Below are 14,116 nucleotides of genomic sequence, written 5' to 3'. Positions count from 1 at the left end.
AAGCTGTGACCCCACTGTGAACCATGGACGGCACCTGTGAAACGCGAAAACCGCGCCGCTTCCCGCCATCCGCTCCAGTGTGTACTGGTGCGAACGGCGGGAACCGGCGCGGTGATCAAGCAGTCTGGCTTAGTACCAGTTATTTGCCAGGTGGAAGCCCAGGGCGGCCGACGGGGATCCGTAGCGTTCCTTGATGTAGTTCAGGCCCCACTTGATCTGGGTCTGGTAGTTGGTCTGCCAGTCAGCACCCGCAGTTGCCATTTTGGTAGCAGGCAGCGACTGGACAATGCCGTAAGCACCACTGGAAGCGTTGGTGGCAGTGGTCTTCCAGTTGGATTCCTTCTCCCACAGGGTGTTCAGCGCAGTCATTTCGCTGGCGCTCCAGCCGTAGTTGCCAAGGATGCTGGCAGCGTAGGCCTTGGCGGCGGCGGGGTCGTCCACGGCCTTGGGGGCGGCGGCAGCAGCTGCAGCTTCGGCAGCGGCGGCGGCGGCTTGCTTGGCTGCAGCATCAGCGGCGGCCTTCTCGGCAGCGGCTTGATCGGCTGCGGCCTTCTCGGCGGCAGCTTTTTCAGCAGCAGCCAGGTCGGCAGCGGCCTTCTCGGCGGCAGCTTTTTCAGCAGCGGCCTTGTCTACGGCAGCCCGGTCAGCAGCGCCCTTTGCGGCGGCTGCGTCCAAGGAAGCGGAGATTTCGGCTGTCTTGTTGGTGCTGACCTGGGCAGCTGCCTGGGTCTCTGCAACGCGGCTCGCCTCAGGGAGGTTCAGGGTGGCGTTGGCAGCAGTACCGAGCGATGCGACGCCCAGCGCAGCGGCCACGACGCCGGCAACAACCGACATGCGGTGGCCGGACTTACCCTGGCGGGCAGCGTTCTTGAGGACGGTTTGCGACTTGGTCAACGGTGCGTTGTGCTCATCGCGGTGACGCGCGGAAGGGCGCGTCTGATCATTGAATTCAGACATGTGTGATTACCTCTCAGCGCCTGCGGAGTTAGCTGTCGGGTTCGGATGAGGTCATCCGGCCGCGCATCACGCTGCGGCTTTACCCCAAGGGTCCGGCATAAATGCCTGGGCCCGGAGACTCTGGGTCCCCCGTCTCTGCCTCGGAGTAAGAACGGACTCCGGGAAGTGGCAGAGCTCGGCGCATCCCGGATGCGGGCCAGTTGGGGCGACCCACCCTTTCGACGGTACAGGAGGAATTCGCAGAAGTCACATTTAGGTAACAGAGATCACGACGTCGGTGAGTCGCCTTGCCCGTTTCGTTACATCTCTTCGGTACTGACGGTAGGGAGTCGCAGGGCGAACTCGGTGCGACCTGGACGTGACGTCACTTCCACGCTTCCGCCGTGCGCTTCCACGATGGATTCCACGATCGACAAGCCCAGTCCGGACGTGCCCTCAGACCCCGATCGCGCGGCATCGGCGCGGGCAAAGCGGGAGAAGATCCGGCCTTGGAAATCCTCTGGAATGCCGGGCCCGTTGTCCGTCACGGTCACTACTGCGCTGCCATCGGCCGAGAGCATGACGCCGGTGACAACAGTCGTACCGGCATCGGTGTGTTTGCGGGCATTGGAGAGCAGATTGGCCAACACTTGGTGCAGCTGCGTAGCGTCGCCGCGGACCGTGACGGGCTCATCAGGCAGTTGAAGTTGCCAAATGTGGTCAGGTGCCATGACTTTCTCATCGCTGACAGTTTCGATCACCAACTGGGTGAGGTCCACGTCCGTGACCTTGACCGGCTGGCCTTCATCCAGCCTGGCAAGCAGCAGCAGATCCTCCACCAAGGTGGTCATCCGTTCGGACTGGCTCTGGACGCGTGCCAGCGACTTTCGGCCGTCATCGGTGAAGTTCTCGGTCATCCTCAGCAGTTCGGTGTAACCGCGGATGGCCGTCAGCGGCGTTCGGAGTTCGTGCGACGCGTCCGCGACGAACTGGCGTACTTTGGTCTCGCTTTCCTGGCGCGCTTCCAAGGCATTGGAGACGTTGTTCAGCATCTGGTTGAGGGCATGGCCAACGCTGCCGACTTCCGTTCCGGGATGAGAGGCCGACGGCGGTACGCGCACCGCAAGTGCCACCTCACCGGCGTCGAGCGGAAGACGTGAAACCTTGGTGGCCACCTCGGAGAGTTGCTCCAACGGCCGCATGGTCCGCCGGATGATCACTGTTCCGGCGAGGCCGATGATGATCAGTCCGCCCAGCGATACCAGCACCATGGTCCAGACCAACGACGCCTCGGCGCTTTGCTTGTCCGCCAAGGGCAACCCCGTCACGATCACATCGCCATTGGTTTCGACGGCCACCAAACGGTAGTCGCCGTTGGAGAGCGAACGGTCCACAGGGCGGTTGTCCTTAGGGAGGGTCAGCAGCACCTGCTCGTCATCTGCGGAGAGCGAAACGCGCTTTCCCTGGGCGTTGATGAGCCCCGAACTGCGGACGGTGGAACCGTCGATCCTGGCGTTGAGCGTTCCCGCGGCCTGGCCCCGCGCCTCCAGGGGATCCGGCTTCCCCGAAGGTGAGGACGGAAAGCTCGACGGCGGCCTGCCGAAGTCATTCGCGCGGCTGGACGCCTGCTCCAGCTGCCTGTCGAGCTGCCGGTTGAACACCATGTCCATGGACGCATAGCTCACCACGCCCACTGCCCCGCAAATGGCGACCAACAGTGCCATGGCCACCAGGACCAGCCGGGTGCGCAAGTGCCAGGTGGAGGGATTGAGCCAGCTGCGGCCGGACTTCCTGGCCACTCCTGAAAGTGTGCTCAACGCCTAGTCCGCGGGTTTGATGACGTAGCCGGCGCCACGGATGGTGTGGATCATCGGCGGATGGTTGGCTTCGATTTTCTTGCGTAGGTAGGAAATGTACAGCTCCACGATGTTGGCTTGCCCGCCGAAGTCGTAATCCCACACCCGGTCCAGGATCTGGGCTTTGCTGACCACCCGTTTGGGGTTTTCCATGAGGTACCGCAAAAGTTCGAACTGGGTGGCGGTGAGGGGAATGTCCTCCCCGGCACGCGTGACTTCCCGGGTGTCGACGTTCAGGGTGAGGTCACCCACCACCAGCTCGGCGGTGTCCATGGCGGCGACGCCGGATCGCTGGACCAGTCGGTGGAGCCGCAGGAGGACTTCTTCCATGCTGAAGGGTTTGGTGACGTAGTCATCGCCGCCGGCAGCCAGGCCAACAATGCGGTCCTGCACGGCGTCCTTGGCCGTGAGGAAGAGGGCGGGAACTTCGGGCGCGAACGTGCGGATGCGGTTGAGGACCTCCACGCCGTCGAATCCGGGCAGCATGACATCCAGAACCAGGACGTCGGGCCGAAAATCCTTGGCGAGCTTCACAGCATCGGGGCCGTCTCCGGCAACGGCTACCGACCAACCGGCCATGCGCAGGCCCATGCTCATGAGTTCGGCCAGGCTGGGTTCGTCATCCACCACCAAGGCGCGGATCGGTGAGCCGTCCGGGTGGGACAGCTGGGGGAGATTGTTGGTCATGGAATGCGAGGAGGCCATGGGACAACCTTCTGTTCTGCGGATTGGCGACCGCTTTGCCTGCCCTGTGAGGATGCTGTGAAGTCAACACTAGCGAGATTGGAGTCTGGAAGCCGCGAGCCCAAAGAATCCCGTTTCTACAGCTTGTAGCAGATTTTCGGCAGAAAATTTCCGAACCGGGCTCCCGGCGATTGGACAACAACTGTTTCAGATCGTGAGATTCCGCAGCTGGGTGCTTCGCGGGAATGTCGATGCACATCATGCCCGATTGGCCGAAGAAAATTCAGTACATGGCGAATATTTCCTGCCCCGGTCGAATGAAATGGCGTTCATTTATCATCATGGCTGAATTGTGATTTACGGCACAATAGACCTCTCCGTCTCAAAATGTGGACGGTTCGGCGCTTTGTTACTTGCGTGTTGCCATTGTTACGTTGCACACTTCCAATGTGAACAAGAACTCAACAGCACCTGCAGCCGCAGCAACCTGGTCCAGCACACCCGCTGGCCATGATGATCGCTGTTGTCGAATGCAAGCCTAACTTTCCACCCCAAGAAGTTTCAGGCATTCGCCCCCTAGCCCAGCGTTGGGCGCCCATCCCCAAACTCATTGCGGGGACAACCAGCATTCGAAGCCGCGATGACGGCTATTCACTTTTGAGGTAAGCACTCCATGTCAGTTGCATCTGGATACGTCCACATCTCCGTCCGTAACGCCAACAAGGCCGCCTCGAACGCAGGGCTCCGCCCCGGCTTCGGCAACCGCCCCGGCTACGCCCCCGCCCAGCAAGGCGCAGGCCAGCAGGCCCCCGGTTACGTTCCGCAGGGTTATAATCCCAACTCCTATGGTCAGTTGCGCGCAGTACCTGCCGCAGAGCCGGCACCCATGACTGCGCCCACTCCGGTGATTGCCCAGTCCGACAGGCTCCGCCCCGTTGCCAACGACAATGTGGCCCGTGGCTTTGTGCTCTACATGGGCATTGACGAAGAAACCGCAGCAGCAGCCGGCACCTCCATCGCCAAGCTGGCCCAGGAAATCCGCGCCTATGCGCAGTCCCTCGTGACCGGCGCTGAGAGCTATGCTGCCGTGGCAGTTGCACCGGCCGGCGCGCCCGGGTCCGCACTCGACGTCGTGCGTTCAACCTTCGGCGACCCCACCGTCGCCGCACGCCAGCGCACCGAAGCTGCCCGTCCGACGCCGCAGCAGGAATCCCGCCCCTCCGGTGTGCTGATCGACCTCGCCCGCCGCGAAGTGCACCTCGACGGCGAATCCCTGAACCTGACGTTCAAGGAGTTCGAGCTCCTCAACTACCTGGTCGAGAACGGCACCCGCACAGTGGGGCGCGACGAACTCCTTGAGGGTCTGTGGCGCAACGCCGAAGAGGTGCCCAACGAGCGCACCATCGACGTCCACATCCGCCGCCTCCGCTCCAAGCTTGGCCGCCTCGCCAACACCGTCCGCACGGTCCGCGGCCAGGGCTACCGCTTCTACGAGCACCCCGAAGTTATTGTCTGGGCCGCTCCGGAATACTCGATCTAAGTAACGCTGCAGCCGAAAGGCGGCATCATCCCTCTGCGCCTGCGCTCATTCTTCGCGCGACAACGGCGCTGTCGGGATATGCCGCCTTTCGGCTTTTTCGTGCCCTGACGAGGATTGGCCTCCGCGGCTGAGGGGACCGGGGTGCGTGGGGTCGTGACCCTGTTTGATGCGCCGGAAGCCCTTGGGCAACCGCATCAGGTTGCTAATAGCCTGTTCTATTCTCAAAGAAGGTCAGGAACCCCCGCGAGCCTTGGGCGGATAGGGTTGGTTCATGAGCGACCACCACATCAAGCGCCTCGTGATCATGCGGCATGCCAAGGCTGATTGGCCCATGGGCGTGCCCGATCATGAGCGTCCCCTCGAAGAGCGTGGGCATCGTGAGGCTCCGCTCGCGGGCAAATGGTTGCTCCAGCAGGGCGTGGTACCGGACTTTATCCTGTGCTCGTCCGCGCTGAGGACCCGCCAGACCTGCACCTGGGTCTGTGATGAGCTGGGTGACAAAGCGCCGACGCCGAAACTTGAGGACGGCCTGTACGCCGCCTCCGCGAACCGCATGTTGACGGTCATCAATCATGTTCCTGACACAGTGACCACGCTGATGGTCATCTCCCATATGCCCGGCGTCCAGGATCTCGCCATGCACTTGGCTTCGCGGGATTCAGACCACGACGCCTACATGGATGCCGCTACCCGATACCCAACGAGTGCGTTGACGGTACTGGAGACGGAGAAGTCCTGGGCTGAGCTGGATGGGCAGGACGCGCGGCTGACGCATTTCACGGTTCCCCGCCACTGACCCAACTGGCTGGCAGCAGTGGTCGTTTTGCGGGCTGGGAACAACCGCTATTGCGAGGTACTTGGGTCCCCGTGGGCCAACTGCGGCATGCACATGCAGCGAATCTCGAACACGGGCAGACCCGCTGCTTCGTCTCCGTGCCCGGTTGCGATCAGATACTCGCCGTCGAACATGTAAACCGGCAACTGCGGTGCCATGTATTCGTTGTAGCGGCTGGGATACACCCATTGCCCGCGGATATCGAACGCCGGCAGTGCGTAGGGATCGCGCCGGTTGTGGGCACTCGGATACAGTCCGTCGTCGATCATGATGTAACTCACCAGGCCATAGGTGTGATGGTGGTTCATGTCCGTGGGAAAGAGGATTGCTTCCACAGTTGGGCCCCTTCAAAAGGTTCGACAATCGCGCTCCGGGCGGCGCGGACAGCTAGGTAAGGTTAGCCTAAGCTAACAGCCGGTTGGACGTCGAATGTTCCCCTGTGTGACGTTGATCGCTCCCGGTCAGCCTTGGGGCAGGGGCAACTCACCCGCAACCTCGCGAAGCATCCGGACGGCGATCCGGATGTTGGGGCTCGCAGTCATCGTTTTCCGGTACACCACACCAACTGAACGTTGCTGGATGGGGTTCATAACAGGAATCGCAACCACCCCCGGTGGGAGCTGCGGCCTCCCCAGGCGCGGCACCAGTGCCACGGCAACCCCTTGCTCCACCATGGCGAGGTGCGTGGAAAAGTCGGGATCGTAGATACGGATATCGGGAATCCGCCCCAGTCCGGCGAAGATCTGCAGCAGGGCCTCGTTGCAGATAGCCCCCGCCGGGGTGCTGATCCAAGTCTCGTTGAGCAAGTCTTCACGTTCGACGGCGGTGCGGGACGCGAGTGGGTGGGTGCTGTTGACCAGGACATCGGCTTGATCGATGCAGAGATCCTCGTGGACCAGGTTCTCTGGGATTACCAGGGGCACAGAGTTCCAGTTGTGGACCACTGCCAGTTCCGCCTCGCCGGATGCCACCCTCTGCACCGCTTCGCGGGGGTCCTCTGCCAGCACTGTGATCTCTACAGTGGGGTGTGCGGCCGCCATGCGCCCGAGCATGGGTCCCACCAGTCCGCGGCATGCGGTGGAGAAGGCCACCAATCTCAGCAGGCCCGTCGGCTTGGCGGGATCAGCGAGCAGCGTTGCCTGAAGTTCCTCCAGTTCACCCATGATCCGACGGCCATAACCGGCCAACGCCAGCCCTCGCTCGGTGAGGAGCACGCCGCGGCCATTACGCTCCAGGACGGCAACACCGGTCTGCTTTTCCAGTTTTTTGATCTGCTGTGACACCGCCGAGGGGCTGAATCCCATCACATCTGATGCCGCCACTACCGAGCCGTGCTGCTCCACGGCAACAAGCGCCCTCAGGGCGGAGATATCAATCATGAAGCAAATCTACGCGGTTTCATACAGAATTCAACGCTGGTGCTTCACGCTAAAGAGGGTCAGAGTGTATTTTGTGAACCTTCGCCATTCTGCCCTTGCCGTCCTGGTCGCCGTCTTATGGGGCATCAACTTCGTAGCCATCGACCTCGGCCTGCACACGAACGGCAGGGACGTCCCTCCGCTGCTCTTCGTGGCGATGCGCTTCCTGCTCGTCGTTTTTCCGTTCATCCTGTTCATCCGCAAGCCGGACGTGGGCTGGAAGGCGATAGTCGGCGTCGGACTCTTCATGAGCGCCGGTCAATTCGGCCTCTTGTACCTGGGCATGGCGCTCGGGATGCCGGCGGGCCTGGCCTCGCTGGTCCTCCAGGCGCAGGTCCTGTTCACCATCCTGCTGGCGTCAAAGTTCCTGGGGGAGAAGCCCGGTCGTCGTCAGATGGCAGGCGTAGTGCTCGGCGTCGTCGGCCTGGGCGTGGTGGCGCTGGGGCGCAGCGCTGTGGCCCCGGTCCTCCCGCTCATGATCGTTTTGGCCGCGGCGTTGTCCTGGGCTGTTGGCAACGTGGTGGCCCGGCACTCCAAAGCCGCTTCCGGTTTGGGCCTGGTGGTGTGGTCCGGTGCAGTGGTTCCTGTTCCGTTGGCGGGGTTGTCGTTGCTAGTGGACGGGCCTGGTGCGGTGTGGGCAACGCTCACGGATCTGCAACCGGCAACCATCCTCAGTGCGATCTACACGGCGGTGTTTGCGTCCCTGATTGGTTACGGCATCTGGAACCGGTTGTTGTCGCTGTACCCGGGTTCCGACGTCGTGCCCTTCACGCTGTTGGTCCCCGTAGTGGGGATGACGGCGGCGTGGCTGGTCTTGAATGAAGTTCCCACGCTGACCGAAATCATGGGCGGGCTGATCCTGCTGCTCGGGGTGGCCACGGCAGTGCTCGGTGCCGGACGCAAAATCCGGCCGAAATCTCCCGTTGTGAGGCCCGCTCTGCGCCTCTAGATTCCGCGCAAGCGCGCAGAGCGGGCCCCACAACACGCCCCAACAGCAGGAGGATCAGCGCAGTGTGAAGATGGTCCGGTGCCAGTCCTTCTCGATGACGCCGTCCAGCTCCACCATCACGTGCTTCACCTGGGTGTATTCCTCAAAGGAGTACACGGACATGTCCTTGCCGAATCCGGACTGCTTGAAACCGCCATGGGGCATCTCGGAAATGATCGGGATATGGTCGTTGACCCAGACGCAGCCCGCCTTGATCTCGCGGGTGGCGCGCATGGCGCGTTGGAGGTTGTTGGTCCAGGCCGACGCCGCCAGTCCGTAGACGGTGTCGTTGGCCAGGCGGATCGCTTCGTCATCCGTATCGAAGGGAAGAACCACCAGGACGGGGCCGAACACCTCGTCCTTGACGATCTCCGAGTCGGGGGCCGCGTCCACCACCAGGGTGGGCCGGTAGAAGGCGCCGTCGCCGAGCCCGCCGTCCGTCGGAGCGTAACCCCCGGCCACCACTTTGCTGTAGCCGCGGGCTCGATCCACCATTCCCGCCACATGGTCCCGCTGCTTGAAGGAGACCAGCGGGCCAAGGTCCGCGTCGGTATCCCCGGGAGCACCAAGAACGATCCCCTCGAAGCGCTCGGCGACCTTCGCCACGAATTCCTCGTACACACTCCGGTGCACAATGGCGCGGGTGGCTGCAGTGCAATCCTGTCCGGTATTGATGAGCGAACCTGCCACGGCGCCATGCACCGCGGCGTCCAAGGTGGCGTCATCGAACACTACAAGAGGTGCCTTTCCGCCCAGTTCAAGGTGCACGCGCTTGGCGTTGACGGCAGCAGCTTCCAGGACCGTGCGGCCGATAGCAGTGGAGCCCGTGAAGGACACCATGTCCACGTCCGGGTGCTGCATGAGTGCTGCCCCAACAGAGGCTCCGTTGCCCACCACCACGTTCACCACGCCGTCGGGCAGCCCGGCATCCGTGAGCGCCTGCGCGAACATGAGCGATGTCAGCGGCGTGATTTCCGCGGGCTTGAGGACGATGGTGTTGCCGGCAGCGATCGCGGGCAGAACTTTCCATGCTGCCATCTGCAGCGGGTAATTCCACGGCGCGATGGACCCCACCACGCCGATCGCCTCGCGGCGGATGGAGGAGGTGTGCTGGGGTGAGTACTCGGCTGTGGCTTTGCCTTCGAGGTGGCGGGAGGCTCCTGCGAAGAAGTCGATGTTGTCGATGGTGCCGGGGACGTCGAATTCGCGGGTCAACCGCAGCGGCTTGCCCGTCTGTGAACTCTCCACCCGGGAGAACTCCGCGGCCCGTTCCTCCATGATCCGGGCGAACTTCTGCAGGATCCCGGCTCGTTCTCCTGCGGTGGTCCGGGACCATGCCGGGAAGGCTGAACGGGCTGCTGCCACCGCGGCGTCCAGGTCCGTCACTGAAGCGAGGCGTACGGTTTCCACCACCTCCGACGTCGCGGGGTTGATGACGTCCAGGGTGTTGCCCGAGGTGCCGGACAGGAGTTGTCCGTTGATGAACTGATGCATGTGGGTGCCGTGCTTTCCCTGCCGGGCGTCGGTGTCCGGGCAGTGGTGAAGGAACGACGCCGGATGGTGGCGTCGTGCGGGGAAGGTGCGTTGCGTTGCCAAGCAGGCAGGCGTCAGGCCTGCGTGCTTTCGCGTTCGGCGCTGTCCAGAATGGCCGCGAGTCCGGCCTGGAATGCTTTCAATGAGTCGAGGTTTTGCAGTGCGGCATGGTGCTTTTCAAGGAGGGGGTGCCCGGTGATGCGCGTGAAGACCCTGGGGTTGAGCCAGGGATCGTGGCCCTCGGAGTCCGGGAGCCGCTGGATTTCGACCGCAATTCCGGCGCCGAGTGCAAGGGTGTAGCTTTCAAGGGCGGCGTAGTAGTGCACCACGCGGTCCTCTTTTAGCCCGGCGTCGGTGAGGCACTGCAGGACGAATTCGATTGCTTTCAACTCGCCGGGGCCGTAGGTGTCCGTGGCGAATGACTCGCTGCCCAATGAGGGGTGCTGCATGAAAACCCTGAGGAGCTCGTCCAGATAGGCCTCGAGCCGGGTTCGCCAGTCCTGATCGCGCGCCACAGCCAGTGTGCGCTCCACCGATGTCATGAACAGCTTGTCCAGCGCTGCCCTGACGATTGCGTCCCTGTTCCGGAAATGCCGGTAGACGGCGGTGGCATCGACTTCGAGTTCCTGTCCCAGCCGGCGGACGGTCAACCGTTCGCCGGGTTCCTGGCGTGAAATCCGGAGGACGGCGTCAATGATGGTGGCTGGGTCCAAGCGCGTGCGGCGGTCCGTCGACTGTGCTGGCTGCACCATCTGTTGTCCGCCTTCCATTTGAGCCCCGGTTGATTATCAACCTACATGATTCATGGCCACCTCCTTTCGAGGACAAGTCAAAGTCTTTGTCAGCACTGATGTCAACACTGTTGACTTTAATGTGATCCGGCTCATAGTCTGTCTTCCAGAGTTGAATTTCCCCACGAAAGGACTCGATCGTGCACGCAGAGATTTTGTTGGAGAACGGATGGGTGTACACCGGCAAAGACGCCGGACCCATCCGCGCAGATATAGCAATAGAGGGCGGCAGGATCATCGCCGTCGGCAGTGCCGACGAACTGGAGCCAACAGCGACGCCGGATACCCGCCGCGTGAACCTGGACGGGCAACTGGTGCTTCCCGGGTTCCAGGACGCCCACATCCACCCCATCTTCGCTGGGATAGAACTGCTCCAGTGCGACCTGACGGAGGTGGCCGGCGCAGAAGAGGCTGTGGCAAGAGTTGCCCGCTACGCCGCGGACAATCCGGAGCAACCGTGGATCCTGGGCGCAGGCTGGTCCATGGATCTGTTCGCCGGCGGAACCCCTGGGCGGGAGCTGCTGGATGCAGTGGTCCCGGACCGGCCCGTGTACCTGGTCAACCGGGACCACCACGGCGCCTGGGCCAACACTGAAGCGTTCAAAGCCGCCGGGATCACCAAGGACACCCCTGATCCGGAGGGTGGTCGGCTGGAACGCGAGGAGGACGGCACGCCGGCAGGCACCGTCCACGAAGGTGCCATGGACCTCTTCAACGCGGTAAAGCCTGCAGTGCCCTACGAGTTGGCGTACCAAGGCCTGCTCGCATCCCAGAAAGTGCTGCTCGCCCAGGGCATCACGGCATGGCAGGACGCCTGGGTTCCCATCCCGGAGGGCGAACATGCTGATCACCTGGAGATCTACCAGGACGCCGCGAAGGTCGGGGACCTCAAAGCCCGGGTCACGGCATGCCAGTGGTGGGACAGGACCGCGGGCATGTCCCAGCTGGACGCAATCGTGGAACGCCGCAACCGGGTGGCCGGAACATTCGACCCCCTGCAGCTCAACGCCAACACGGTCAAAGTCATGGTGGATGGCGTGGCTGAGAACTACACAGCCGCCATGCACCACGTCTACCTGGACCACCACGGCCACCACACGGAGAACCGCGGCATTGAGTTCTTCGAGCCGGAGCAGTTGAAGGAGTTCGTCACCGCGATCGATGCCGAGGGCATGCAGGTTCACTTCCACGCCCTCGGCGACCGCGCAGTCACGGATGCCCTGGACGCGCTGGAGGCGGCCCGGAACAGCAACGGCGCCAACGATCACCGGCACCACCTTGCGCATTTGCAGGTGGTCCGCAGCGAGGACATTCGCCGCTTCCCTGAGCTCAATGCGGCCGCCAACGTGCAGGCTCTGTGGGCCTGCCACGAGGAACAGATGGACACCCTGACGCTTCCGTTCCTGGAACCGGGCGCAGAGGACAGGCACTATCCCTTCGGTGAGCTCGCTTCTGCGGGCGCCCGATTGGTGGCGGGCAGCGATTGGCCGGTCTCCACTGCCGACCCCATCGCGGCCATCCATGTGGCCGTGAACCGAACGGCTCCCGGCGAGGACCTGCCGCCGCTTGGCCCGGAACTCCAAAAGCTCAGTCTCAAGCAGATCGTGGACGCCTACACCCACGGCACGGCGTGGATCAACCACCTGGACGCCGCAACGGGAACCCTGGAACCCGGCAAACTGGCGGACCTCGCCATCCTGGACGTCAATCTTTTCGAACTCCCCGTGGAGGAACTGCACCGGGCAGTGGTGACGCAGACGTGGATTGGGGGCGAGTGCGTCTACGACCGTGCAGCAGCCCAAAGCCCACTCACGGAAACAACCCGCAGCCACCTGTCGGCAGTGACGCAGTGAGGGCGGCAACAGCGGGTGGGACCCGGAGCCGCAAACAGCGGACGACGCCGTCGCGCATCACCGCGGTGACGGTGGCCGGCGTCGTGCTCGGCTTGGTCCTGGGCGGCTGCGGCACTCGGCCCGCCAGCGTGATCGACGCCGCGGGCGGTGCCAAGTACACCCTGTCCGACTCCACAGAGGAGCCCACCCGGGAGATCGACAACTTCAACTGGGCCATGTATGCGGAGCCATTTTCCCTGGACTACGCCTACGCCTTCGATTACCCGGACAACACCGTTCTATCCAACGTGTGCGAGTCGCTTTTCCGCTGGAACGCGGACCTGTCCACCTCGCCCGGCCTGGCCACGGGAGTGGAGAATCCTGATCCACTCACGTGGATCTACACCATCCGCCAGGGCGTGAAGTTCCACGATGGCACCGAGATGACGGCGGACGACGTCGTTGCATCTCTGAGCCGCCACATCGACCCTGAAGTGGGGTCGTTCTGGGCGTCGTCCTACCAAAACGTGGAATCAATCGAGAAGACCGGCGACTACGAAGTCACGGTCACCACCACGCGTCCGGACTACGTCTTCAACAATTCACTGGTTGGCGCCCCGGGTGTGGTGGAGTCCGCAGCAACCCTTGAGGAAGCAGGCAAGGACTACGGCAACTCGAAAGCGGGCGTGAACTGCACAGGGCCGTTCCAGTTCGGTCAGTGGGAAGCGGGGGAGAGCATCACCCTCAAACGCTTCGACGACTACTGGGATCCGGACCTGAAGGCCAAGTCGAAGCAGGTCACGTTCACCATGCTGCCGGACGCCACATCCCGCATCAACGCCTTCCAGACCGGGGAAATCGACGGCGGCTTCGCGATCCCGTCCAACGCGATCGACATCCTCAAGGCCAACAAGGATGCCGGGTCCCTGTACTTCGGCAATGACACCTCCGTGCAGAGCATGGTCTTCACCAACCTGGCCGGGACCTTCCAGGATGTCCGGGTGCGCAAGGCACTCATGATGGCCATTAACCGGGACGCGCTGATCAAGGCGGCGGAGCAGGGGTACGCGAAGAACACGGACGCACTGACCACCAGGAATGTGTGGAAGGACGTCCCGGCCACCACTGCTGATGAGGCTTTTGATGGCCTCCTCTCCACTCCCTATGACCTGGAAGAGGCAAAGAAGCTGGTGAAGGAAGCCGGGGCCGAAGGCAGCAAGTTCGTCTTTGCCACCGCTTCCCTGAATGCCGCGTTCGACATCACGGCACGGGCCATCGCGTCCGCGGCCAAGGAAATCGGCTTGGAACCGGAAATCCAGACCATGTCCAACGACAAATACACCACCCTCTTCTCCGACCCGGAGGCCCGCAAGAACGTGGACCTGCTGGTGACGTCCTGGTACCTCTCCAGCACCGAACCCCTGGAAATGTACAGCGTGCTGCGGACCGGGGACTTCAGCAACTACGGCGGCTGGAGCAACGCCGAATTCGATGACCTGGTGAACTCCTCGTACAGCGTGCAGGACCCCGAAGCCCGCGGCAAACTGACCGGCCAGGCCGCCAAGCTGGCCAGCGAAGACGTGGTCTGGGGACCGCTCTACGAAACTGTCACCTCCATGTGGCTCGGCAAACGCATCACCGGTGCGGACCCGTCCATCAACTACATGTACTACCCGTGGGCAGCCCAGATAGGAGGTCGCTGA

12 protein-coding genes and 1 riboswitch are annotated in these 14,116 nt (G+C 62.9%); of the genes, 5 read left to right on the top strand and 7 right to left on the bottom strand.

Going from position 1 to position 14,116, the window contains the following annotated elements; genetic code table 11:
- Positions 1-129 precede the first annotated feature (129 nt).
- The 3 genes from ACIQLI_RS21305 to ACIQLI_RS21295 form a co-directional block, all read right to left on the bottom strand.
- Positions 130-957, bottom strand: a complete 828-nt coding sequence (locus tag ACIQLI_RS21305; protein ID WP_400392177.1) for a hypothetical protein — start codon at positions 955-957, stop codon at positions 130-132.
- A 3-nt stretch (positions 958-960) separates the two neighbouring features.
- Positions 961-1,148, bottom strand: a riboswitch (cyclic di-AMP (ydaO/yuaA leader).
- A gap of 108 nt (positions 1,149-1,256) precedes the next feature.
- Positions 1,257-2,753 (bottom strand): sensor histidine kinase, encoded by a 1,497-nt coding sequence (locus tag ACIQLI_RS21300; protein ID WP_400392174.1) that lies wholly within the window; start codon positions 2,751-2,753, stop codon positions 1,257-1,259.
- Positions 2,754-2,756: 3 nt separating this feature from the next.
- Positions 2,757-3,497, bottom strand: a complete 741-nt coding sequence (locus ACIQLI_RS21295) for a response regulator transcription factor (RefSeq protein WP_354232720.1) — start codon at positions 3,495-3,497, stop codon at positions 2,757-2,759.
- Positions 3,498-4,149: 652 nt separating this feature from the next.
- On the opposite strand from ACIQLI_RS21295, the gene ACIQLI_RS21290 reads away from it, so the two are divergent.
- Positions 4,150-5,016: a winged helix-turn-helix domain-containing protein gene (locus ACIQLI_RS21290; RefSeq protein ID WP_354232719.1), complete on the top strand. Its 867-nt coding sequence runs from the start codon at positions 4,150-4,152 to the stop codon at positions 5,014-5,016.
- A gap of 271 nt (positions 5,017-5,287) precedes the next feature.
- A complete protein-coding gene (locus tag ACIQLI_RS21285; protein WP_400392170.1) occupies positions 5,288-5,812 on the top strand; it encodes a SixA phosphatase family protein in 525 nt (174 codons plus the stop codon).
- A gap of 47 nt (positions 5,813-5,859) precedes the next feature.
- Here ACIQLI_RS21285 and ACIQLI_RS21280 read toward each other — a convergent pair whose 3' ends face one another.
- Together ACIQLI_RS21280 and ACIQLI_RS21275 are read right to left on the bottom strand one after the other, a co-directional pair.
- A complete protein-coding gene (locus ACIQLI_RS21280) occupies positions 5,860-6,186 on the bottom strand; it encodes a hypothetical protein (RefSeq protein ID WP_354232717.1) in 327 nt (108 codons plus the stop codon).
- Positions 6,187-6,312: 126 nt separating this feature from the next.
- Positions 6,313-7,230 carry a LysR family transcriptional regulator gene (locus ACIQLI_RS21275; RefSeq protein ID WP_400392167.1) on the bottom strand — a complete coding sequence of 306 codons (918 nt, stop codon included), beginning with the start codon at positions 7,228-7,230 and terminating at the stop codon, positions 6,313-6,315.
- A gap of 73 nt (positions 7,231-7,303) precedes the next feature.
- Here ACIQLI_RS21275 and ACIQLI_RS21270 point away from each other — a divergent pair, with 73 nt between their 5' ends.
- The gene (locus tag ACIQLI_RS21270; RefSeq protein ID WP_400392164.1) at positions 7,304-8,218 is read left to right on the top strand and encodes an EamA family transporter; all 915 of its coding nucleotides are present in this window, start codon (positions 7,304-7,306) and stop codon (positions 8,216-8,218) included.
- 54 nt (positions 8,219-8,272) lie between these two features.
- On the opposite strand, the gene ACIQLI_RS21265 is transcribed toward ACIQLI_RS21270, so the two are convergent.
- Both ACIQLI_RS21265 and ACIQLI_RS21260 read right to left on the bottom strand, forming a co-directional pair.
- Positions 8,273-9,751: a gamma-aminobutyraldehyde dehydrogenase gene (locus ACIQLI_RS21265; RefSeq protein WP_400392226.1), complete on the bottom strand. Its 1,479-nt coding sequence runs from the start codon at positions 9,749-9,751 to the stop codon at positions 8,273-8,275.
- Between the two features lie 113 nt (positions 9,752-9,864).
- Entirely contained in the window at positions 9,865-10,542 is a 678-nt protein-coding gene (locus tag ACIQLI_RS21260; protein WP_400392161.1) for a TetR/AcrR family transcriptional regulator, read from the bottom strand.
- Between the two features lie 179 nt (positions 10,543-10,721).
- Here ACIQLI_RS21260 and ACIQLI_RS21255 point away from each other — a divergent pair, with 179 nt between their 5' ends.
- Together ACIQLI_RS21255 and ACIQLI_RS21250 are read left to right on the top strand one after the other, a co-directional pair.
- Positions 10,722-12,434 carry an amidohydrolase gene (locus tag ACIQLI_RS21255; protein ID WP_400392158.1) on the top strand — a complete coding sequence of 571 codons (1,713 nt, stop codon included), beginning with the start codon at positions 10,722-10,724 and terminating at the stop codon, positions 12,432-12,434.
- A complete protein-coding gene (locus tag ACIQLI_RS21250) occupies positions 12,431-14,116 on the top strand; it encodes an ABC transporter substrate-binding protein (RefSeq protein WP_400392155.1) in 1,686 nt (561 codons plus the stop codon). The genes ACIQLI_RS21255 and ACIQLI_RS21250 overlap by 4 nt, the downstream gene beginning before the upstream one ends.

Origin of the sequence: Paenarthrobacter sp. NPDC091669 (assembly GCF_044756725.1) — a bacterium.
Classification (GTDB): Bacteria; Actinomycetota; Actinomycetes; order Actinomycetales; family Micrococcaceae; genus Arthrobacter; species Arthrobacter bambusae_C.
The sequence above is the reverse complement of the archived record's forward strand: the minus strand, read 5'-3'. Positions and strand labels throughout refer to the sequence as shown.

Coding starts and splice junctions, on each gene's coding strand:
- ACIQLI_RS21275 (WP_400392167.1), bottom strand. CDS start 7,230: ATGATTGATATCTCCGCCCTGAGGGCGCTTGTTGCCGTGGAGCAGCAC.
- ACIQLI_RS21260 (WP_400392161.1), bottom strand. CDS start 10,542: ATGGTGCAGCCAGCACAGTCGACGGACCGCCGCACGCGCTTGGACCCA.
- ACIQLI_RS21265 (WP_400392226.1), bottom strand. CDS start 9,751: ATGCATCAGTTCATCAACGGACAACTCCTGTCCGGCACCTCGGGCAAC.
- ACIQLI_RS21285 (WP_400392170.1), top strand. CDS start 5,288: ATGAGCGACCACCACATCAAGCGCCTCGTGATCATGCGGCATGCCAAG.
- ACIQLI_RS21295 (WP_354232720.1), bottom strand. CDS start 3,497: ATGGCCTCCTCGCATTCCATGACCAACAATCTCCCCCAGCTGTCCCAC.
- ACIQLI_RS21305 (WP_400392177.1), bottom strand. CDS start 957: ATGTCTGAATTCAATGATCAGACGCGCCCTTCCGCGCGTCACCGCGAT.
- ACIQLI_RS21290 (WP_354232719.1), top strand. CDS start 4,150: ATGTCAGTTGCATCTGGATACGTCCACATCTCCGTCCGTAACGCCAAC.